Source organism: Nonomuraea jabiensis (assembly GCF_014204795.1).
Classification (GTDB): Bacteria; Actinomycetota; Actinomycetes; order Streptosporangiales; family Streptosporangiaceae; genus Nonomuraea; species Nonomuraea jabiensis.
The window spans coordinates 12,335,384-12,355,432 of the sequence record NZ_JACHMB010000001.1; the positions used below are offsets into that span (position 1 = coordinate 12,335,384).

General features: G+C 70.5%; 16 protein-coding genes. 8 read left to right on the plus strand and 8 right to left on the minus strand.

Going from position 1 to position 20,049, the window contains the following annotated elements; all coding sequences use genetic code 11:
* Positions 1-55: 55 nt before the first annotated feature.
* From HD596_RS56255 to ctaD, 7 genes are all read right to left on the minus strand, one after another.
* Positions 56-2,800, minus strand: a complete 2,745-nt coding sequence (locus HD596_RS56255) for an immune inhibitor A domain-containing protein (RefSeq protein WP_313047284.1) — start codon at positions 2,798-2,800, stop codon at positions 56-58.
* 146 nt (positions 2,801-2,946) lie between these two features.
* Positions 2,947-3,288 (minus strand): fumarate reductase subunit FrdD, encoded by a 342-nt coding sequence (frdD, locus tag HD596_RS56260; RefSeq protein ID WP_185077565.1) that lies wholly within the window; start codon positions 3,286-3,288, stop codon positions 2,947-2,949.
* The gene (locus HD596_RS56265) at positions 3,285-3,668 is read right to left on the minus strand and encodes a succinate dehydrogenase/fumarate reductase transmembrane subunit (RefSeq protein ID WP_185077566.1); all 384 of its coding nucleotides are present in this window, start codon (positions 3,666-3,668) and stop codon (positions 3,285-3,287) included. Before HD596_RS56265 ends, frdD begins: the two co-directional genes overlap by 4 nt.
* Positions 3,665-4,399 carry a succinate dehydrogenase iron-sulfur subunit gene (sdhB, locus tag HD596_RS56270; RefSeq protein WP_221520069.1) on the minus strand — a complete coding sequence of 245 codons (735 nt, stop codon included), beginning with the start codon at positions 4,397-4,399 and terminating at the stop codon, positions 3,665-3,667. Before sdhB ends, HD596_RS56265 begins: the two co-directional genes overlap by 4 nt.
* Positions 4,392-6,125 carry a fumarate reductase (quinol) flavoprotein subunit gene (frdA, locus tag HD596_RS56275; RefSeq protein WP_185077567.1) on the minus strand — a complete coding sequence of 578 codons (1,734 nt, stop codon included), beginning with the start codon at positions 6,123-6,125 and terminating at the stop codon, positions 4,392-4,394. The genes sdhB and frdA overlap by 8 nt, the downstream gene beginning before the upstream one ends.
* Before the next feature lie 4 nt (positions 6,126-6,129).
* Positions 6,130-6,363, minus strand: coding sequence for a hypothetical protein (locus HD596_RS56280; protein ID WP_185077568.1), 234 nt, complete (start codon positions 6,361-6,363; stop codon positions 6,130-6,132).
* A 33-nt stretch (positions 6,364-6,396) separates the two neighbouring features.
* Complete coding sequence (gene ctaD / locus HD596_RS56285; RefSeq protein WP_313047288.1) at positions 6,397-8,148, minus strand: aa3-type cytochrome oxidase subunit I; 1,752 nt, start codon at positions 8,146-8,148, stop codon at positions 6,397-6,399.
* A 269-nt stretch (positions 8,149-8,417) separates the two neighbouring features.
* On the opposite strand from ctaD, the gene HD596_RS56290 reads away from it, so the two are divergent.
* Complete coding sequence (locus tag HD596_RS56290; RefSeq protein ID WP_185077569.1) at positions 8,418-9,245, plus strand: TIGR03619 family F420-dependent LLM class oxidoreductase; 828 nt, start codon at positions 8,418-8,420, stop codon at positions 9,243-9,245.
* A gap of 95 nt (positions 9,246-9,340) precedes the next feature.
* Positions 9,341-10,546 (plus strand): aspartate aminotransferase type Ic, encoded by a 1,206-nt coding sequence (locus HD596_RS56295; RefSeq protein WP_185077570.1) that lies wholly within the window; start codon positions 9,341-9,343, stop codon positions 10,544-10,546.
* A gap of 1 nt (position 10,547) precedes the next feature.
* Here the strand turns inward: HD596_RS56295 and HD596_RS56300 are convergent, their stop codons facing one another.
* Positions 10,548-11,117 carry a hypothetical protein gene (locus HD596_RS56300; protein WP_185077571.1) on the minus strand — a complete coding sequence of 190 codons (570 nt, stop codon included), beginning with the start codon at positions 11,115-11,117 and terminating at the stop codon, positions 10,548-10,550.
* Positions 11,118-11,217: 100 nt separating this feature from the next.
* On the opposite strand from HD596_RS56300, the gene HD596_RS56305 reads away from it, so the two are divergent.
* From HD596_RS56305 to HD596_RS56330, 6 genes are all read left to right on the plus strand, one after another.
* A complete protein-coding gene (locus HD596_RS56305) occupies positions 11,218-12,579 on the plus strand; it encodes an FAD-binding oxidoreductase (protein WP_313047292.1) in 1,362 nt (453 codons plus the stop codon).
* A gap of 205 nt (positions 12,580-12,784) precedes the next feature.
* The gene (locus tag HD596_RS64485; RefSeq protein WP_313047294.1) at positions 12,785-15,121 is read left to right on the plus strand and encodes a serine/threonine protein kinase; all 2,337 of its coding nucleotides are present in this window, start codon (positions 12,785-12,787) and stop codon (positions 15,119-15,121) included.
* 66 nt (positions 15,122-15,187) lie between these two features.
* Positions 15,188-15,826, plus strand: a complete 639-nt coding sequence (locus tag HD596_RS56315; protein ID WP_221520070.1) for a TetR/AcrR family transcriptional regulator — start codon at positions 15,188-15,190, stop codon at positions 15,824-15,826.
* Positions 15,827-15,879: 53 nt separating this feature from the next.
* Positions 15,880-17,412 carry an acyl-CoA carboxylase subunit beta gene (locus HD596_RS56320; protein WP_185079370.1) on the plus strand — a complete coding sequence of 511 codons (1,533 nt, stop codon included), beginning with the start codon at positions 15,880-15,882 and terminating at the stop codon, positions 17,410-17,412.
* Entirely contained in the window at positions 17,409-19,286 is a 1,878-nt protein-coding gene (locus HD596_RS56325) for an ATP-binding protein (protein ID WP_185077572.1), read from the plus strand. Before HD596_RS56320 ends, HD596_RS56325 begins: the two co-directional genes overlap by 4 nt.
* Entirely contained in the window at positions 19,283-20,044 is a 762-nt protein-coding gene (locus tag HD596_RS56330) for an enoyl-CoA hydratase-related protein (RefSeq protein WP_185077573.1), read from the plus strand. Before HD596_RS56325 ends, HD596_RS56330 begins: the two co-directional genes overlap by 4 nt.
* The last annotated feature ends 5 nt before the right edge of the window (positions 20,045-20,049 follow it).

Here is a 20,049-nt window from a genome sequence, read left to right on the forward strand (position 1 = left end):
GCCGGCGGGACGCGGAGGGCCGCCGGGATGACCCGGCGGCCCTCTTGATCGTTGCTTACTTCTTCGGCGGGACGACCTGGACGACGGCGCCCAGGTTGCCCGGCAGCGGGCTCACCAGCTTGAACTGCACGCCCAGCGCCTTGCCCTCGTCACCGGGGTTGCCGGTGCCGAGCACCGAGCCGGCGGCCACCTGGCCGTACAGCTCCGTGGCGGGGGTGCCGTCCTGGTGCACCACGCGAGTGCTGTACGTCTGGTCGCCCTTCGACGGCACGACCACCGAGGCGTCGGAGTCACGGTAGTAGAGACCGGTGCCGATCACCTCAAGGCCCGGGAACCAGGTCTTCGCGTCGGTGAAGGCCGGGACGCCCTTCTGCGCGGGCAGGTCCGTGCAGTACGCGCTGAACGGCTCGTCCGGCGCCTCCAGGCACTCCTTGAACGGGTACGTCTTGCCGAACCCGAACGCGGCGTTGGACGACTGGACGCGTCCCTGGAGGTTCTTCTGCAGCGTCGGGTCCTTCTCGGCCGCGGTCCCGGTGCGGCGCAGCGGGTCGAAGTGCGAGTCCACGACCAGCAGGCTGCCCTTGGGACCGAGGCTCGGCGGGAGCCGCAGGGTGCTGCCGACGTTGTTGTTGATGAACGTCGAGTCGCGGTACCACACCAGCAGGCCCGGCGCGTTGTACTTCAGCTTCTGCACCTTCCACGCCCCGTCGCGGGAGTAGTCGGTGTCGTAGGCGTACTGCAGGCCCTTGTCGAAGCCGTCGAAGTTGCGCCACTCGGCCAGGTAGAACCGGGAGATCTCGCGAGAGCCGTTGTTGCGGGTCCAGCCGGTGCCGCTGGTGTTGGTGAACGTGCCGCCGACGGCCTTCCACCCGTTGTCGCCGTTCTCGACGTCGTCGCTCCACACGGCCGTGCCGCCGTTGGTGAGCTGGAAGTCGTCGGCGTGCCAGCCGCGCTCCTGGAAGGCGGCGTCGGTGTTGTACGTCAGCCGCAGCTTGATCGTCTTGCCGGCGAACGGCGTCAGGTTGACGTAGTCGTGCCGCCAGCCGCCGCTGTCACCGGTGAGGCCGTACTTCTTCTCGCCGAAGGCGTGCAGGTTCTTGTTCGGGTCCGGGTAGTCGTCGGGCGTGCTGACCTCGGCGCCGGACTCGTCGAAGACCTTCTGCTGGGCCCAGGTCTGGCCGCCGTCCGTCGAGATCTCGACGAAGCCGAAGTCCCAGTCCTGCTCGATGACGTAGTTGTTCCACATCCAGAACTTGAGATCGGTCCCGGCGGGGACGGGCACGTCGCGGGTCACCGTGAGGTTGGCCCAGTCCTGGTCGAGGCCGCTCCACCAGGCGTTCGAGCCGCTGTGGACGTCGATCATCTTGAGCGGCGTGGAGGCCAGGTTGACCCGGACGCCGTCCTCGGTGAGCTTGGGCGTGCGCGAGGACTGTCCGACCGTGACGAGCTTGGCGGCGTCGCCCGGGTTGAACGTCTTCGGGTTCGCCCAGCCGAGCACCCACTTGTCCCACAGGCCCATGTGCGACGGCATCGACTGGAAGATCGGGCCGGAGTGGGAGCCGCTGGACATCAGGTCCCAGAAGTCCACGGCCGAGCTGGCCTGGCCCGAGGTGTCGTACAGGTCGGGCAGGCCCAGGTCGTGGCCGTACTCGTGGGCGAAGACGCCGACGCCGGAGTCCTCGGGCTGCACGATGTAGTTGGAGATCTTCTTGTCGGTGCCGGGCACCTTGTAGCCGCCGGCGACCGCGCTGGAGTGGGCCCAGATCGCGTACGTGCCCTCGGCGCCACCGTCGGAGGACTTGTCCTTGCCGGCGTGGACCAGCACCAGGTGGTCGATCACGCCGTCGGGCTCGTTGAAGTTGCCGTCACCGTCGGCGTCGGCGACGTCCTCGACGTCGTAGTCCGCCCACGGGAAGCTCGGCTGGGCCTTGACCAGGCTGTCCACCACGTCGATCGGCAGCTGCTGGGCGCCGCGCGGGTTGTCGGGGTGGCCGGACATGTCCTGCGGGGGGCCGCCGCAGGCCGCGGCGCCGTACCAGGCCTCGGAGTGCGGGACCTTGATCCAGCCGACCGCCGAGCCGGTGACGGAGTAGGCGCCCTTGGACATCTCCTCGTACATCTTCTTCATCGTGTAGCCGGAGATGTCGATGCCGGGCTTGCCGTCGCGCGGGTCCTTCAGGTCGGTGCGCACGCGCTCGGTGATGCCCTTGTCGGTGTAGAGCATCTTGTTGAAGTGCGCGGGGCTGAAGTCCTTGACCCAGAAGGAGTTGTTGTCCTTGTGCGGCAGCGTGGCCGGGTCGGGGATGTTGTTGTGCAGCGGCCCGTTCTTGAGCGTGCCGGGCGGCTCCACGACGCAGTCGTTGGCCTCGCTGTCGGTCGTCCGCAGCCGGTTGAAGCCCGAGAAGTCGTCGTTGGCCTGCTCGTTGAACTCGACGAGGATCGTCAGGAGCTTGGCCGTGCGGGTCTGCTTGGAGTTCTTGAAAATCCATTCAGCGGGATTGCGGCCGGTCCTGATGGCCTCGTTCTCGCGGGCGGCGAGAATGCGGCCGGCGGCCGGATTTCCGCTGGTGAACTTGCGGTCGAACTTCTGTGCCGGACCGAGCGAGCGCTGGTTCTTGTCGTTGACCGACGGTTCCTGCGGGTCCTTCTCCACCGCGGGAGGCACGTAGTTGATGTAGTAGTCCGCGGCGGTGGGCTTGTAGTCGGCGACGGACGCCGCCTGAGCCGTGGGCGCGGACAGGGCGGCGCCGAGAAGGGCGACCGCCGGCAATGCTGCTAATAAGCGCTTCGTGCTGGGCACCAGGAACCCTCTCTGCCCGGCATGCCGGGCGCATGGCCATAGGGTGTGCAATGCCGGACGCTAGAGGGTGTTTCAACGCATCGTAAAGTACGTTGTTGAAATGTGATCAAAGGGGGACATATAGCACACCGTTGGCGTAAGGGGAATCAGAACAATACGAGCCCGGCCACGATTGCGCCCGCGACGGCGCCCCCGTAACAGATCACCGCGATGACCAGGTCGAACCTGGCGATGCCGAGCAGCTCCTCGCTGGTGAACCTGATCCGGTGCGCGGCGTGGAAGAGGCACAGCACGACGACCCCGAGCAGCGCGAGCCGTACCGGCACGGGGTCGAGCAGCGCGCCCAGCCGCTCAGGGGCGGGCCAGTCGACCACGCCGAGCGGCATGAGCACCCCGAAGAGCAGCACGAGCACCGGCAGCACGAGCGCCGCCACCACTCCCCCGCCGCTGAAGAGCAGCCACAGGTACGGCTCCAGGGTGCGTCTCATGGCGACCTCAGGACGAAGTAGGCGATCAGGAGGGAGATCGCCACCCAGGCCGAGTGGTTGCCGCCCTGGATCATCCAGGCGGGCACCCGCCAGCCGTCCAGGCGGACGACCGTGGCCTTGGGGGCGAGGTTGAGGAACGTGATCGTGTGGAAGACGGTCGCGGCCAGCGCGAGCACGTTGATCACGATCATCCACGGCCGGGCCGCCAGCGCGGCGAACTCCTGGAGGCCGCCGCCGCGCACCGCGTCGGCGAACATCAGCAGGAAGACGATCGACCAGGCCACGAAGACGCTGGTCAGCTCGCGCAGCACGAACACCGCGCAGTGGCGGGTGCGGACGAACCAGAGGTTGTCGCGCGGCGGACGGTAGGTGGTCGTCATCGCCTGCTCCACGGCAGGACCGAACGCAGGGCGGCGGTCACCTTGTAGCGCTGGATGGCCTCGGCCGGGTCCACGTGCTTGGGGCAGACCCGCGTGCACTCGCCGACGAACGTGCACCCCCAGACGGCGTCCTCCTGGTTGAGCACGTCGAACCGGTCGCCCATGTCGCGCGAGTCCAGGTTGTAGCGCTGGGCGAGCGCGATGGCCGCCGGGCCGAGGAAGTCGGGGTCGAGCACATAGACGGGGCAGGCCGAGTAGCAGAGCAGGCAGTTGATGCACATGCTGTACTGCTTGTACGCCTCCAGCTGCTCGGGCGTCTGGGCGTACTCGGCGCTCAGCGGCAGCTCCTCGCCCTCCCTGACCAGCCAGGGCCGCACGGACGACAGCTTGGCCAGGAACCCGTCGATGTCCACGACCAGGTCCCTGATCACCGGGAAGCCCTTCAGCGGCTCGATCCTGATCGGCCCCGCGCCGAACTCGGTGAGGAAGGTGCCGCAGGTCAGCCTGGGCTCGCCGTTGACGGTCATGCCGCACGAGCCGCACACGCCCATCCGGCACGACCAGCGGTAGGACAGGCTGCCGTCGAGCTGGTCCTTGATGTGGTTGAGCCCGTCGAGGACCGCCCAGTCGGGCATGAGCGGCACGTCGTAGCCCTGGAACACCGGCTCCTCGTCCTCGCCGGGCCGGTACCGGGCCACCTCGACCCTGATCGTCGCCGTCCCATCAGTCACGTCCGTACACCCTTTCTCCCGGAGGCCAGCGGGTGATCGTCACGGGGAGCAGCCCGACGGACGGGGTGCCGTCGGGCGCGCGGTGCACCAGCGAGTGCGCGAGGTAGGCGGCGTCGTCCCTGGCCGGGAAGTCGGTGCGCTGGTGCGCGCCGCGCGACTCCTGCCGGTTGAGCGCGCAGGCCACGATGGTCTGGGCGACCTCCAGCATGGTGTGCAGCTCCTGCAGGTTGATCAGCTCGGTGTTGAACGCGGTGCTCGTGTCGTCGAGGCGGACCTCCTCGGCGCGCTCGCGCAACTCCGCGAGCGTGTCGACGGCCTTGGTGAGCACGTCGCCCGCGCGGTAGATGCCGGCGGCCCCTTCCAGCGTGTGCTGCATCTCCTCGCGCAGGTCGGCGATCCGCTCACCGGTGCTGCTGCCCTCCCGCAGGCGTTCCAACCGGCGCCGCTCGTCGGCCCCCTGGCTCCGCACGGCGGGCGGCTCGCCGTCCCGGTGCGACCTGGCGAACGCGGCGGCGGCGATCCCGGCCCGGCGGCCGAAGACCAGGCACTCGGGCAGCGAGTTGGAGCCGAGCCGGTTGGCGCCGTTGATGCTCACGCAGGCGGTCTCCCCGGCCGCGAACAGCCCGGCGACGGGGGTGGCGCCGTCGATGTCGGTGTGGACGCCGCCCATCATGTAGTGCACGACCGGGCGCACCGGGATGAGGTCGGTGGCCGGGTCGAGGTTCTGGTAGCTGCGGCACAGCTCGCGCACGAACGGGATGCGGGCGTCGATCTTGCCCTCGCCCAGGTGGCGCAGGTCCAGGTAGACGACCGGGCCGTACGGGGTGTCCACCGTGCGGCCCTTCTGCTGCTCGTGCACGAACGCCTGGGAGAGCCGGTCGCGCGGGCCCAGCTCCATGCTGCGCAGCTTCGGGGTGGGCGTGGGCTTGCCGAGGTCGTAGTCCTGCAGGTAGCGGTAGCCGTCCTTGTTGATCAGCCAGCCGCCCTCGGCCCTGGCCGCCTCGGTGATGAGGATGCCGGTGAACGGCAGGCCCGTCGGGTGGTACTGGACGAACTCCATGTCCTTCAGCGGCGCTCCCGCCCGGTAGGCCAGGGCCATGCCGTCGCCGGTCTTGATGGCGGCGTTCGTGGTGAAGGGGAAGACGCGGCCGCAGCCGCCGGTGGCCAGGATGACGGTCCTGGCGGCGATGGCCTCGATGCGGCCGGTCCTGATCTCGACGGCCACGACGCCGTGGACGCGGCCGTCGTCGACGACGAGCTTGGTGACGTACCACTCGTCGTACCGCAACACGTCCTGATATTTCAGGGTTGTTTGGAACAAGGTGTGCAGGAGGTGGAAGCCTGTCTTGTCGGCCGCGTACCACGTACGCATCTTCTTCATGCCGCCGAACGGGCGGACCGCCACGCGCCCGTCGCTCTCCCGGCTCCAGGGGCAGCCCCAGTGCTCGAGCTGGATCAGCTCCTTGGGCGCCTCGGCCACGAACGCCTCGACGGCGTCCTGGTCGCACAGCCAGTCACCGCCGGAGATCGTGTCGTAGCAGTGCTCGTCGAGCGTGTCGCCGAGGCCGATCACCCCGGCGGCGCCGCCCTCGGCGGAGACGGTGTGGCTGCGCATCGGATAGACCTTCGAGACGACCGCCACCTTCAGGGACGGGTCACTCTCGGCCACCGCGACGGCCGCCCGCAGGCCCGCCCCGCCTCCTCCGACGATGAGCACGTCGATCATCACGTCACTTCCCGTGGTCGGGTTGTATCGGGTCCTTCACCCGTTTGCCGTCGTGCCGGATGGCGGACAGGTGGATGCTGCCGTCGTGGTACTCGTGCCGGATCCGGCGGCAGCCGCAGTCGAAGAACTGGTCACGGATCACCAGGCCGTAGCCGTCGTCGTCGACGAGGCGCTCACCGCCGGACTCCTTCCCGCAGGGGGCCGTCTCGGGGGTGAAGGGGATTCGAATGCCTGACATCGCCGATCTCCCTAGATAGGCGAAATTTCATGATCAGTCGGGATTGTCCGGGCGGGACTCGGCCCCGGAGGCTTCGTCAGGCCCGAGCTCGCGCCTGGGCTCGTGCTCGATCTCCTGCTCGACCTCGTGCTCGATCACTGGGGGCAGCTCCGCCTGCTCGTGGGGGTAGTGCAGGTCGAAGGCGGGCCGTTCGGAGCGGATCGGGGGCATGCTGACGAAGTTGTGGCGCGGCGGCGGGCAGCTGGTGGCCCATTCGAGGGAGGCGCAGTACCCCCACGGGTCGTCGAGGGTGACCTTGGGCGCGTGCCTGGCCGTCTTCCAGACGTTGTAGAGGAAAGGCAGCGTCGAGGCCCCCAGCAGGAACGCCCCGGCGGAGGAGATCTCGTTGAGCGCGGTGAAGCCGTCGCCCGGGCTGTAGTCGGCGTACCGCCTGGGCATGCCCGCCATGCCCAGCCAGTGCTGCACCAGGAACGTGGTGTGGAAGCCGATGAACAGCGTCCAGAAGTGCACCTTGCCGAGGCGGTCGTCGAGCATCCGGCCGGTCATCTTCGGCCACCAGAAGTAGAAGCCGGAGAACATGGCGAACACGACCGTGCCGAAGACGACGTAGTGGAAGTGCGCGACCACGAAGTACGTGTCGCTGATGTGGAAGTCGAGCGGCGGCGAGGCCAGGATGACCCCGGTGAGCCCGCCGAGCAGGAACGTCACCAGGAACCCGACGGCGAAGAGCATCGGCGTCTCGAAGCTCAGATGGCCCCGCCACATCGTGCCGATCCAGTTGAAGAACTTCACCCCGGTCGGCACCGCGATGAGGAACGTCATGAACGAGAAGAACGGCAGCAGCACCTGGCCGGTCGCGAACATGTGGTGCGCCCACACGGTCATCGACAGCCCGGCGATGGTGATGGTCGCGCCGACGAGCCCCAGGTAGCCGAACAGCGGCTTGCGGCTGAAGACCGGGATCACCTCGGAGATGATCCCGAAGAACGGCAGCGCGATGATGTAGACCTCGGGGTGGCCGAAGAACCAGAACAGGTGCTGCCAAAGCAGCGCGCCGCCGTTCTCGCTGTGGAAGACCTGCGTGCCGAGCTTGCGGTCCGACTCCAGCACGAGCAGCGCCGCGGCCAGCACGGGGAACGCCATCAGCACGAGCATGCTGGTCAGCAGCACGTTCCAGGTGAACAGCGGCATCCTGAACATCGTCATGCCGGGCGCCCGCATGCCGATGATCGTGGTGATGAAGTTGACCGAGCCGAGGATCGTACCCAGACCCGACAGCGCCAGGCCCATGATCCACAGATCGCCGCCGATCTGCGGCGAGTACATCGCCGTCGACAGCGGCGTGTAGGCGAACCAGCCGAAGTCCGCCGCCCCGCCCGGGGTGAAGAACCCCACCACCACCATCAGCCCGCCGAACAGGAACAGCCAGTACGCGACCGCGTTCAGCCGGGGGAAGGCCACGTCGGGCGCGCCGATCTGCAGCGGCATGACCACGTTCGCGAACCCCGCGAACAGCGGGGTGGCGAACAGCAGCAGCATCACCGTGCCGTGGATGGTGAAGAGCTGGTTGTACTGCTGCTGGGTCACCAGCTGCATGCCGGGGGCGACGAGCTCGGCCCTGATGACCATGGCCATGACACCGGCCACGAGGAAGAACCCGAACGAGGTGATCAGGTAGAGATACCCGATGATCTTGTGGTCGGTCGTCGACAGCCAGGAGGCGATGACGGTCCCGGTGCGGCGGCGCCTGACCTGCTCGATCGAGGTCTCGCGAACAGTCGTCACGGCTGCTCCCTCCAGTGCGGAGTGCTACCTGCGACGGACCGCCGGCCGCGGCCCGCCTCAGGCGCGATTCGGCTACCTGCGGCGGACCGCCGGCCGCGGCCCACCATGGCCAGCCCCGATCTACCCATTCCACGCCAACCAGCGCCGCTCGGGAAGGCGTTCTTTGACATTCGCACCGGAAGGTTTGACATGCGGGCGAGGCATGTGACCCATGCGTGATCGTCGCTGGTGGATCCCCTGAATCCGGCCTAGCGTTTCCAGGCGTGCCCATGACGCTCGGATTTCACATGCCCAACGGCTACGCCGGCGCCGGCCGCCGCGGCGCCGCCAGGATCGCCGCGCTGGCGGAGGAGCTGGGCTACGACTCGCTGTGGACGGCCGACCACGTGGTCCTGCCCAGCCCGCGGGTCGAGCCCTCGCCCCTTGAACCCGGCGCGCCGCTGCTGGACGCCGTGGTCTCGCTGGCCTTCCTGGCCGCGCACACCGAGCGGATCCTGCTGGCCACCGGCTGCGTGGTGCTGCCCCAGCGCGACCCGCTGGTGCTGGCCAAGCAGCTGGCGAGCGTGGACGTGCTCAGCGGCGGGCGGCTGGTGTTCGGGGCCGTGGCCGGCTATCTGGAGCCGGAGCTGCGCGCGCTCGGCGTGCCCCTGGAGGGCCGTGGCGAGCGTACAGCCGAGTACCTGCGGGCGATGCGCGCGCTGTGGGAGCAGGACGAGCCCGCCTTCCACGGCCGGTACGTGTCGTTCGAGGGCGTGGACGCCCACCCGCGCCCGCTCGGCCGCGTGCCGGTCGTCATGGGCGGCCACACCCGCGCCGCGCACCGGCGGGCCGCCGAGCTGGCCGACGGCTGGTACGGGTGGATGCTGGGCCTGCGGGCGGCGGCCGCCCAGGTGGAGTCCGTACGCGCCGAGGCCGCGGCGGCGGGCACGACCCCGCACGTCTCGGTCACCCCGGCCCGCCCCCTCGACCCCGGGACCGTGCGCGCCTACGCCGACGCGGGGGTGGACCGGCTCATCCTGGCCCACCGCCCCGGGCTGTCCCTGGCGGAGGTGGAGGAATTCCTGCACCGCAACGCCCCCGAGCGCCTCCTCGCCTGACGCGCCGCATGTCCCACATTGCGGATATCAGCGGGCGCACGTGGTGAGGTCTTCTATCCTTCGTAACCGGACCCGATTTCGGAGGAGAAGATCTCGTGACTGCTCAGGCTGACTACGCCGCCCTCGTCCAGCGAGGGCTCTCGCTCGACCTCACCAGGGGCAAGCCGTCGCCGCGCCAGCTCGATCTCTCCAACGACCTGCTCAGGCTGCCCACGTCCTACCGGGCGGCCGACGGCACCGACGGCCGCAACTACGGCAACCTGCAGGGCCTGACCGAGCTGCGCGAGCTGTTCGCGCCGCTGGTCCAGGTGCCCGCCGGCCAGCTCGTCGTCGGCGGCAACTCCAGCCTGGCCCTGATGCACGACACGATCGTGCACGCGCTGCTGACCAAGGTGCCGGGCGCCGCGCGGCGGTGGGTGGAGGAGCCGGAGGTCACGTTCCTGTGCCCGGTCCCCGGATACGACCGGCACTTCACGATCACCGAGCGGTTCGGGATCAAGATGGTGCCCGTCCCGATGAACGCCGAGGGCCCCGACATGGACGTGGTCGAGCGCCTGGTGGCCGCCGACGCGAGCGTCAAGGGCATCTGGTGCGTGCCGAAGTACAGCAACCCGTCCGGCGTCACCTACAGCGACGAGACGGTCCGCAGGCTGGCCGCGATGCCGGCCGCCGCGCCCGACTTCCGGATCTTCTGGGACAACGCGTACGCGGTGCACCACCTCACCGAGACCCCCGACGAGCTGGCCGACCTGCTGGCGCTGGCCGCCGAGCACGGCAACGCCGACCGCGTGTTCGTCTACGCCTCCACCTCCAAGGTGACGCTGGCCGGCTCCGGGGTGTCGTTCTTCGGCTCCTCGCCCGCGAACGTCGAGTGGTTCCTGCACAACACGGGCAAGCAGTCCATCGGCCCCGACAAGCTCAACCAGCTCCGCCACGTCGAGTTCCTGGGCGACCCGGCGGGCGTGGCGGCCCACATGCGGCGGCACGCGGAGCTGATCGGGCCGAAGTTCGAGCTGGTCGACAAGGTGCTGACCGAGCGGCTCGGCGACCTCGGCACCTGGACGAGCCCCGCCGGCGGCTACTTCATCAGCCTGGAGGTGCCGCACGCCGCCGAGGTGGTGGCCAGGGCCAAGGCCGCGGGCATCGCGCTGACGCCCGCGGGCGCGACGCACCCGTACGGCAAGGACGCCGCCGACCGCACGATCCGCATCGCCCCGACCTTCCCCGAGCTGGACGAGCTGGAGCAGGCCATCGAGGGCCTGGCCGTCTGCGCCCGCGCGGTGGCCGAGGAGCTGGGCTGAGCTAGCGGCCGTTCCTGAAGCCGAAGATGTACTCGCGCGTCTCGCTCGGATGGAACGAGACGCCGACCCCCGGCTCGAACACGACGTTGTCGCGCGCGCAGTAAGACAGGCTCTCCCACACGGCCAGGGCCTTCTCCCTGGCCGGGGCCTCGATGGTGTCGCGCTTCCTGGCGCCGTACGAGCCGAGCACGTTCAGCAGCCCGAGCCCCCAGAACAGGCCGGTCAGGCAGAACGGGGCGAGCAGCACCTCGCCCCACTTGGGGTCCTGGCCCATGGCGATGACCAGCGACACGACCAGGTGCACCAGGGCCGCCACGAGGAGCAGGAGATAGCCCTGGTTCCTGGCCCACGGGGTGTAGTGGCGGCTGGGGAACGACAGCCAGACCGCGAGCTGCGTACGGCTCATGACGTGCTTCGAGGCGCCCAGCGCCGCCGCCGTGGGCAGGTCGGGGATCTCGCGCGCGCCGGGCAGCCGCACTCTGCCGATCTTGTACGTGGTCCCGGCGGCCACCGCTCCGGGGACCGCGACGACCTGGTCGGTCTCCGAACACACCGGGCACCTGACTTCCACCTGGGCAGTTTGGCCTTAAGTAACGACCTGCGCAAACCGGGAGGCGGAGCGTGTCCGGCCGGGCCCGCCGGCTGAGTGGTTTGCACCTAAAGTGCATGGTGTGAAGCCGATTGATGCTTTGGTGAGCTCCCTGCCCGAAGGCCGTGTCCTGACCGACCCGGATGTGATCGACTCCTACGCCCGCGACCGGACGTTCGTGGCGCCGGGCAAGCCGCTCGGCGTGGTGCTGGCCGCCTCGCGCGACGACGTGGTCACGACCATGCGGTGGGCCACCGAGCACCGGGTGCCCGTGGTGCCGCGGGGCGGCGGCTCGGGCCTGGCGGGGGCCGCCGTCGCCGGCGACGGCTCGATCGTGCTCTCGCTGGCCAGGATGAACGCGATCAGGGAGCTCTCCCCCGCCGACGAGATCGCCGTCGTCGAACCCGGCGTCATCACCGCCGACCTGGACAGGGCCGCCAGGGAGCACGGGCTCATGTACGCGCCGGACCCCTCGTCGTACGAGATCTCCACGATCGGCGGCAACCTGGCCACGAACGCGGGCGGGCTGCGGTGCGTGAAGTACGGCGTGACCAGGGACTCGGCGCTCGGGCTCGAGGTGGTGCTGGCCGACGGCCGGGTGATCGAGACCGGCCGGCGCACGATGAAGGGCGTCACGGGCTACGACCTGACCGGCCTGTTCGTCGGCTCCGAGGGCACGCTCGGCGTCATCACCGCGGCCACGGTCCGGCTCAGGCGGGCGCCCGCGGCGCCGCCGGCCACGTTCGCGGCGGAGTTCGGCTCGCTCAGGGACGCGGGCGCGGCGGTGTCGGCGATCATGGCGGCGGGCTGCCAGCCGTCCCTCATGGAGCTGATCGACCGCGCCTCGCTGGAGGCCCTCGACGACTGGCTCAACATCGGGCTCGAACCGGACACGCAGGCCACGCTGATCGGCCAGTCCGACGCCACCGACAGCCAGGCCGTGGTCGAGCGCATGGAGCGGCTGTGCCTGGAGAACGGCGCCTCGTTCGTGGCCGTGTCCACGAGCCCGCAGGAGGCCGAGGAGCTGATCAGGCTGCGCCGGCTGGACTACCAGGCCAAGGAGCGGCTCGGGGCGTGCCTGGTGGAGGACGTGTGCGTGCCCCGTTCCCTGCTGCCCGACATGATCACCGCCATCGAGGAGACGTCCGCGCGGCACGGGGTGAAGATCCTCACGGTGGCGCACGCCGGGGACGGGAACCTGCACCCGGTCTTCATCTTCGACCGCGGCATGCCGGAGCCGCCGGCGGAGGTCTGGGCGGCGGCGGACGAGGTGTTCAAGCGCGCGCTGGAGCTCGGGGGCACGCTGACCGGGGAGCACGGGGTGGGGCTGCTGAAGCGGCGCTGGCTCGACCTGGAGTCGGGGCCGGTGGTCACCGAGGTCCAGCAGGGCATCAAGGCGGTCTTCGACCCCCTGGGCATCCTCAACCCGGGCAAGGCGATCTGACCCTGGCCTGGGGAATCTCGGACTGTGGGCACCTTGACCAAGCCGTGACATTGGGGCCCGATGCCGGTCCGACCTGCGGTTACGGGCTGACGGCGGCCTGACTTTCTTCGTCAGAACATGAAACTTCTGACAGGTCCGGCAGACGTCCCAACCATCACGCTGGTAGCGTTTTGCCCCATCTAATGGGTTGTAATGGGGGTCCGACGTGAATCAGTTCCAGCCGTTGGCGGCGGACGATCCGCGGCGGCTGGGGGCGTATGAAATCGTCGCCCGGCTCGGCGAGGGCGGCCAGGGCGTTGTCTATCTGGGCAAGAGCGACACCGGGGAGCAGGTGGCGGTCAAGCTGCTGCACAATGCCCTGGTGGCCGACGCCGACGCCAGGACGCGGTTCCTGCGCGAGGTGGCGGTGGCACAGCGGGTGGCCAGGTTCTGCACCGCTCCAGTGCTCCACGCCGACTTGGAGGGCAGCCGGCCGTACATCGTGAGCGAGTACGTCCCGGGGCCGTCGCTGCGTGAGATGGTCATCAACGAGGGGCCGCGGCGGGGTGCGGCGCTCGAACGGCTCGCGATCAGCACGGCCACGGCGCTCGCGGCCATCCACCGCGCCGGCATCCTGCACCGCGACTTCAAGCCCGCCAACGTGCTGATGGGGCCCGAGGGTCCCGTCGTGATCGACTTCGGCATCGCCCGCGCCCTGGACTCGCCCGGCGCGACGGCCACGGGGATGGCCATGGGCACGCCCTCGTACCTGGCGCCCGAGCAGCTCAGCGGGGCGGCGGTGTCGGAGGCGGCCGACGTGTTCGCCTGGGGCGTCACGATGGTGTTCGCGGCGACGGGCAAGCCCGCCTTCGGCGCCGACTCCATTCCCGTCGTGATGAACCGGATCCTCAACGAGGAGCCGGAGCTCGGGCGGATGGAAGGCATGCTCGGGGAGCTGGTCGGCCTCTGCCTCTCGAAGGACCCGGCGCAGCGGCCCAGCGCGGACGAGCTCATCGTCCGCCTCACCGGCCAGCCGGCCCCGAAGGCGGCCATCGAGCCGGTGACGGGCCAGCAACTGATCGGCGGCGCCGCCGCTGGTGCTGGCGCGGAGGGTGGCGCCCCTGCCGCCAAGGGCCAGGACGTCTACCCCGGCCCCTGGACCCAGCCCACCGGCCCCGTCCCGCAGACCGGCTCGTACGGCCGCCCGGCCGCGGCAAACGCCCAGGCCGCCTCCCCTATGCCGGGCAACCAGCCCCAGGGCGCCCCGCAGCCGGGGACCCCCGGCGTGCCGGGGGTCCCCGGCGTGCCGGGAACGCCCGGCGCGCCTCAGCCCGGGATGCCCGCCGGACCTGCCGGCTCCCAGCCCGGAATGCCCGGCGGCTCCCAGCCTGGCATGCCCGGCAACGCCACGCCGGGGGCACCGGCGCCCGGCACCGGCCCGCAGGCGGGCGCGCCTCACGGAGCCCCTCAGCAGGCACCCCACGGAGCCCCTCAGGCCCCTCAGGGCGGCCCCCAGGCGCCTCAGGGCGGCCCGCAGGGTGCGGGCGCGCCCGGAATGCCGCCGCACGGCCCCGGCACCCCTCAGAGCCAGCCGCCCTTCCAGGCGGGAACGCCAGGCGGACCCGGCGGACCGGCCGGACCGGGCAGGCCCGGAGCGCAGGGCGGCCCCACCCGTCCCGGCGGCCCGTCCCGCCCCGGTGACGGCGCACCCGCGAAGCAGCGCCGCACCCTGACCCTCGCCCTTTCCGGCGCCGCGGCCGCCGCCCTCCTCGTGGTCGTCGGCGCCGTGGTGGTGCAGGCGAACACCAAGGACGTCCCGGTGGTGGCCGTCGGCAACTCCTCCAACAAGACCAGCGGCGACGGCTCGGGCGGCGGCCAGCCCGTCGACCCGCCGCCCGGCGACCAGACCGCGGTGCCGATGCCCACGGACACCTCGGTCTCGGTGCCCACGCTGAACGTCGAGCCGACGGAGAGCAAGAAGGCCAAGCACACCAAGCAGCCGGACCCCATCGCCCAGGTCCCGAACCCGGTCACCCAGGCACCCAGGCCGCAGACCACGACCAAGCGGCCGGAGCCCACCCCGACTCAGACCAAAAAGAAGAAGTCTTCCGACAGGGTCGAGCCCGCGGTGGACCCGACGCTCGACGACTCGACGGGCCAGGTGGACACCGGCAGCACGACGGTCCCGACCCGTCCCAGCAGCAAGCCGACCAAGACCTACGGCCCGCGCAAGCCGAACCCGTACAACGCGGCGTCCGTGTGCGGCTCCGGCTACAAGGTCATCGACTCCCGCTCCTTCGCCGGCGGCAACGCCACCGTCTACCTTCTGTACAACGCCGGAGCGGGCAAGAACTGCGTGGTCACGATGTCGCGCATGCTGTACCCGGAGAAGGCGCAGATGAACGCCATCCTTCAGGTGAAGGGCGGCTCCAGCGCCAGCAACCCGGGCAACTTCACCGCGTACGCGGGCCCGGTCCGCCTGCCCGGAAAGCAGAAGTGCGTGATCTGGGGCGGCTCGTGGGGCGCCCAGTCGTGGAAGTCCGGCTGGAGCCACTGCACCTGACCTGACGACGACCTCCGCTGAAAAGGGCCCCTTGTACGGGGCCCTTTTTGCGTTAGCGTAGTTGACGTGATCGTCAGGTCTTCGGTGCCGACGTCCAGGGGCAGGCGGACGCGGGCCGCGCTCCTGCGGGCCGGGCGGGAGGCGTTCGAGGAGCACGGGTACGACGCCGTGCGGATCGACGACGTGTGCGGGCGCGCCCAGGTCTCCCACGGCACGTTCTACACCTACTTCGACTCCAAGGAAGCGCTGTTCGGCGAGGTCGCGGCGGCCGCGGTCGGGGAGATGTTCGCGGCCAGCGCGGTCGGCGCGGCGGCGGCGCCGGATGATCCGTACGCCCGGATCGAGGCGGCCAACCGGCTCTACCTGCGGGCCTGGGCGGCGAACTCGCGGCTGGTGCGGATGGTGGAGCAGGCGGCCACGTCCGAGGAGAGGTTCGGGCGGTTGCTGCTCGAGCTGCGGGAGGTGTTCGTGCGGCGGGGCGCGGAGGGGTTGAAGCGGCTGCAGGAGCAGGGGCTGGCCGATCCGGAGCTGGACCCGCGGCTGACCGCCGTCATGCTGGGCGGGATGGTGGAGCACTTCGCCCACGTGTGGCTGGATCTCGGGGAGCGGGCCGACGAGCAGGTGGCGGTCGATCACCTGACGCGGCTGTGGGCCAGGGCCATCGGGTTGACGGGGACGTCAGGTTCTCGGGAGGAGGGTGCGTGATCAGGAGCAGGCTCGACACCGAGGGTGACGACTATCGGGGGCGCCGCGAGGCCATGCTCGCCAAGCTGCGCGAGCTCGACGCCGAGCACGCCAGGGCGGTGGCCGGCGGCGGCGAGAAGTACGTCGAACGGCACCGCGGGCGCGGCAAGCTCCTGGCCAGGGAGCGGATCGAGCTGCTGGTCGACCCCGACTCGCCCTTCCTGGAGCTGTCGGCGCTGGCCGCGTGGGGCAGCGAGTTCCCGGTCGGGGCCGGCATGGTGTCGGGGATCGGGGTGATCGAAGGCGTCGAGTGCGTGATCACCGCGAACGACCCCACGGTCCGCGGCGGCGCGTCGAACCCGTGGACGCTGAAGAAGTCCCTCCGGGCGGCCGACATCGCGCTGCGCAACAGGCTCCCGTACGTGAACCTGGTCGAGAGCGGCGGCGCGGACCTGCCGACGCAGAAGGAGATCTTCATCCCGGGTGGCCAGATATTTCGTGACCTGACCCGGTTGTCGGCGGCGGGCGTTCCGACCATCGCGTTGGTGTTCGGGAACTCCACGGCAGGCGGTGCGTACGTGCCCGGCATGAGCGACTACGTGGTGATGGTGCGGGAACGAGCGAAAGTGTTCCTGGGCGGCCCGCCCCTCGTGAAGATGGCCACCGGGGAGGAGTCGGACGACGAGTCCCTGGGCGGGGCCGAGATGCACGCCAGGACCAGCGGCCTCGCCGACTACCTCGCCCAGGACGAGCACGACGCGCTGCGGATCGGGCGGCGGATCGTCCGTTCCCTCAACTGGCGCAAACAGGGCATGAGCCCGCAGGCGGCGCGCGAGCCCCGATATCCGGCCGAGGAGCTGCTGGGGATCGTCCCCGAGGACCTGAAAGTGCCGTTCGACCCCCGCGAGGTGCTCGCGCGCGTGGTGGACGGGAGCGAGTTCGAGGAGTTCAAGCCACTGTACGGCGCCTCCCTCGTGACCGGCTGGGCGCGCATCCACGGCTACCCGGTGGGCGTGCTGGCGAACGCGCGCGGCGTGCTGTTCAGCGAGGAGTCGCAGAAGGCGACCCAGTTCATCCAGCTCGCGAACCAGTCGCGCACTCCGCTCCTGTTCCTCCAGAACACGACCGGTTACATGGTCGGCAAGGACTACGAGCAGGGCGGCATCATCAAGCACGGCGCCATGATGATCAACGCGGTGTCCAACTCGACCGTCCCCCACCTCACCATCGTCATGGGCGCCTCGTACGGGGCGGGCAACTACGGCATGTGCGGGCGCGCGTACGAGCCCCGCTTCCTGTTCAGCTGGCCGAGCGCCAAGTCGGCGGTGATGGGCCCGGCGCAGCTCGCCGGGGTGCTGTCCATCGTGGGCCGCGCGTCCGCGCGGGCCAAGGGGCAGGTGTACGACGAGGAGGCCGACGCGGCGATGCGCGCGATGGTGGAGGCCCAGATCGAGGCGGAGTCGCTGCCGTTCTTCCTGTCGGGCCGCCTGTACGACGACGGGGTCATCGACCCGCGCGACACCCGTACCGTCCTGGGCCTGTGCCTGTCGGCCGTCAACAGCGCGCCGGCGCCCGAGCCGGCGGGATTCGGGGTGTTCCGGCCATGATCACCCGCCTGCTCGTCGCGAACCGGGGAGAGATCGCCCGCCGCGTCTTCCGCACCTGCGGGTCGCTCGGCATCTCGACGGTCGCCGTCTTCTCCGACCCCGACGCGGACGCGCCGCACGTGGCCGAGGCCGACCTGGCCGTACGGCTGCCGGGCGCCCGCCCGTCCGATACGTACCTGCACATCGGCCGCATCCTGGACGCCTGCCGCGCCTCCGGTGCGGACGCCGTTCATCCCGGATATGGCTTCCTGTCCGAGAACGCGGAGTTCGCGCGGGCCGTGCTGGACGCCGGACTGGTGTGGGTGGGGCCGCCGCCCGAGGCCATCGCGGCCATGGGGTCCAAGGTCGCGGCCAAGCGGCTGATGGAGCAGGCGGGGGTACCCGTGCTCCCCTCGCTCGACCCGGAGGCGCCCGGGGAGTTCCCGGTGCTGGTCAAGGCGTCCGCCGGTGGGGGCGGGCGCGGCATGCGGATCGTCCGCGAGGCCGGGGAGCTGGCGCGGGAGGTCGAGTCGGCGCGGCGCGAGTCGGCGGCGGCGTTCGGCGACGGGACCGTGTTCGTGGAGCCGCTGCTGGAGAACGCCCGGCACGTCGAGGTGCAGGTGCTGGCCGACCGGCACGGCACGGTGTGGACGCTGGGCGAGCGCGAGTGCAGCGTGCAGCGGCGGCACCAGAAGGTCGTCGAGGAGTGCCCGTCGCCGGGGATCTCGGCCGAGCTGCGGGAACGGCTGTGCGAGGCGGCGGTCAGGGCGGCGCGGAAGATCGGCTATGTCGGGGCCGGGACCGTGGAGTTCCTGGTCAAGGGGGATCGGGTGGCGTTCCTGGAGATGAACACCCGGCTCCAGGTCGAGCATCCGGTCACCGAGCTGGTCTACGGGGTCGATCTGGTGCGGCTGCAGCTTGAAGTGGCGGAGGGGGCCGTCCTGCCGGTGACGCCGCCCGAGCCTGCCGGGCATGCCGTGGAGGTGCGGCTTTATGCGGAGGACGGGGATTATCTGCCGCAGAGCGGGATGTTGCGGCGGTTCGAGGTCTCCGGGGAGGTGCGGGTGGATTCGGGGGTGGAGTCCGGGTCGGTGATCTCGCCGTACTACGACCCGATGCTGGCGAAGGTGATCGGGTACGGGCGGGTACGGGCGGAGGCGGTGCGCAAGCTGGTCACGGCGCTCCGGCGGGCAAAGCTCCACGGAGTCACGACAAATCGTGATTTATTGGTAAAAATCCTGACAAGTCCGGCTTTCGGGGCAGGGGACACCCACACCGGCTTCCTCGCCCCGGACGGCCCTCTCCACGAGGTCTCCTGGGACGGGAGCGATGACGACCTCCCGGTGCTGGCCGCCGCCCTCGCCATGGCCGCCGGGAACCGCCGCCGGGCGAAGGTGCTGGCGGGCCTCCCGAGCGGCTGGCGCAACGTGCGCTCCCAGCCCCGCCGGGCCCGCTTCGAGGAGGCCGAGGTCGTCTACGACCCGCTCCCCCAGGGCGTCACCGTGATCAGCGCGGAGCCGTACGAGGTGATCCTGGAACGCGACGGCGTCCGGCACGCCTTCGAGGTGGCCCGCTACGACGAGGACGGCAAGGTCTACGTCGACCACGTCGGCGGGTGCGCCGAGCTGACCCCGCTCCCCCGCCTCCCCGAGCCGGTCGAGCACGTCGCGCCCGGCTCGCTGCTGGCCCCCATGCCGGGCAGCGTGCTCCGGGTCGAGGTGGAGCCCGGCGACCGGGTGACGAAGGGGCAGGCGGTGCTGGTGCTCGAGGCGATGAAGATGGAGCATCGGATCGCGGCGCCGTCCGACGGCGTGGTGTCGGACGTACCCGTCGAAAAGGGCCGGCAGGTCGAAGCGGGCGCGGTGCTGGCGATCATTCAGGAGGAGACTTCATGACGAGCCTGGTGCACGGGGACCTGGCGGCGGGCGTCGCGACCGTCACGCTGGACTCGCCGCCCAACCGCAACGCCCTGTCCGTACGGCTCCTCACCGACCTGTCCGACCGGCTCCGCTGGGCGCTGGCCGAGCCGGAGGCCAGGGTGATCGTGCTGACCGGCACCGGGAACGTGTTCTGCTCGGGCGCCGACCTCAAGGAGCAGAAGGCCTCGGGCGCGGCGGTGACGGCGTCGTTCCCCGACGTCCTCACGCTGATCTGGGAGAGCCCGAAGCCGGTCATCTGCCGTCTGAACGGCACGGCGCGGGCGGGCGGCCTGGGCCTGGTGGCGGCGTGCGACTTCGCGATCGCGCCGCTGACGGCCTCCTTTGCCTTCTCCGAGGTACGGCTCGGCGTCGTGCCCGCCATGATCTCGGTGCCGGTGCTGCGCCGGGTCGAGCCCCGGGCGGCGGCCGAGTACTTCCTGACCGGCGAGGTGTTCGACGCGGCCCGGGCGGCGGAGATCGGGCTGCTCTCGCGGGCCGTGCCGGAGGACGAGCTGGACGCGACGGTCGCGCACTACGCCGAACTGCTGATCAAGGGCGGCCCCGAGGCGCTGGCCGTCACGAAGCGGATGGTGCGGGAGGTGCCCGCCCTGTCGTTCGAGGAGGGGCTGCGGCGGATGACCGAGCTGTCGGCCGAGCGCTTCACCTCGGAGGAGGGGCAGGAGGGCATCGCGGCGTTCAGGGAGAAGCGGCCGCCCAAGTGGGCTGCCCAATGACCCCG

Coding starts and splice junctions, on each gene's coding strand:
- frdD (WP_185077565.1), bottom strand. CDS start 3,288: ATGAGACGCACCCTGGAGCCGTACCTGTGGCTGCTCTTCAGCGGCGGG.
- HD596_RS56265 (WP_185077566.1), bottom strand. CDS start 3,668: ATGACGACCACCTACCGTCCGCCGCGCGACAACCTCTGGTTCGTCCGC.
- frdA (WP_185077567.1), bottom strand. CDS start 6,125: ATGATCGACGTGCTCATCGTCGGAGGAGGCGGGGCGGGCCTGCGGGCG.
- HD596_RS56280 (WP_185077568.1), bottom strand. CDS start 6,363: ATGTCAGGCATTCGAATCCCCTTCACCCCCGAGACGGCCCCCTGCGGG.
- HD596_RS56290 (WP_185077569.1), top strand. CDS start 8,418: ATGACGCTCGGATTTCACATGCCCAACGGCTACGCCGGCGCCGGCCGC.
- HD596_RS56320 (WP_185079370.1), top strand. CDS start 15,880: ATGCTCGCCAAGCTGCGCGAGCTCGACGCCGAGCACGCCAGGGCGGTG.
- HD596_RS56325 (WP_185077572.1), top strand. CDS start 17,409: ATGATCACCCGCCTGCTCGTCGCGAACCGGGGAGAGATCGCCCGCCGC.
- HD596_RS56330 (WP_185077573.1), top strand. CDS start 19,283: ATGACGAGCCTGGTGCACGGGGACCTGGCGGCGGGCGTCGCGACCGTC.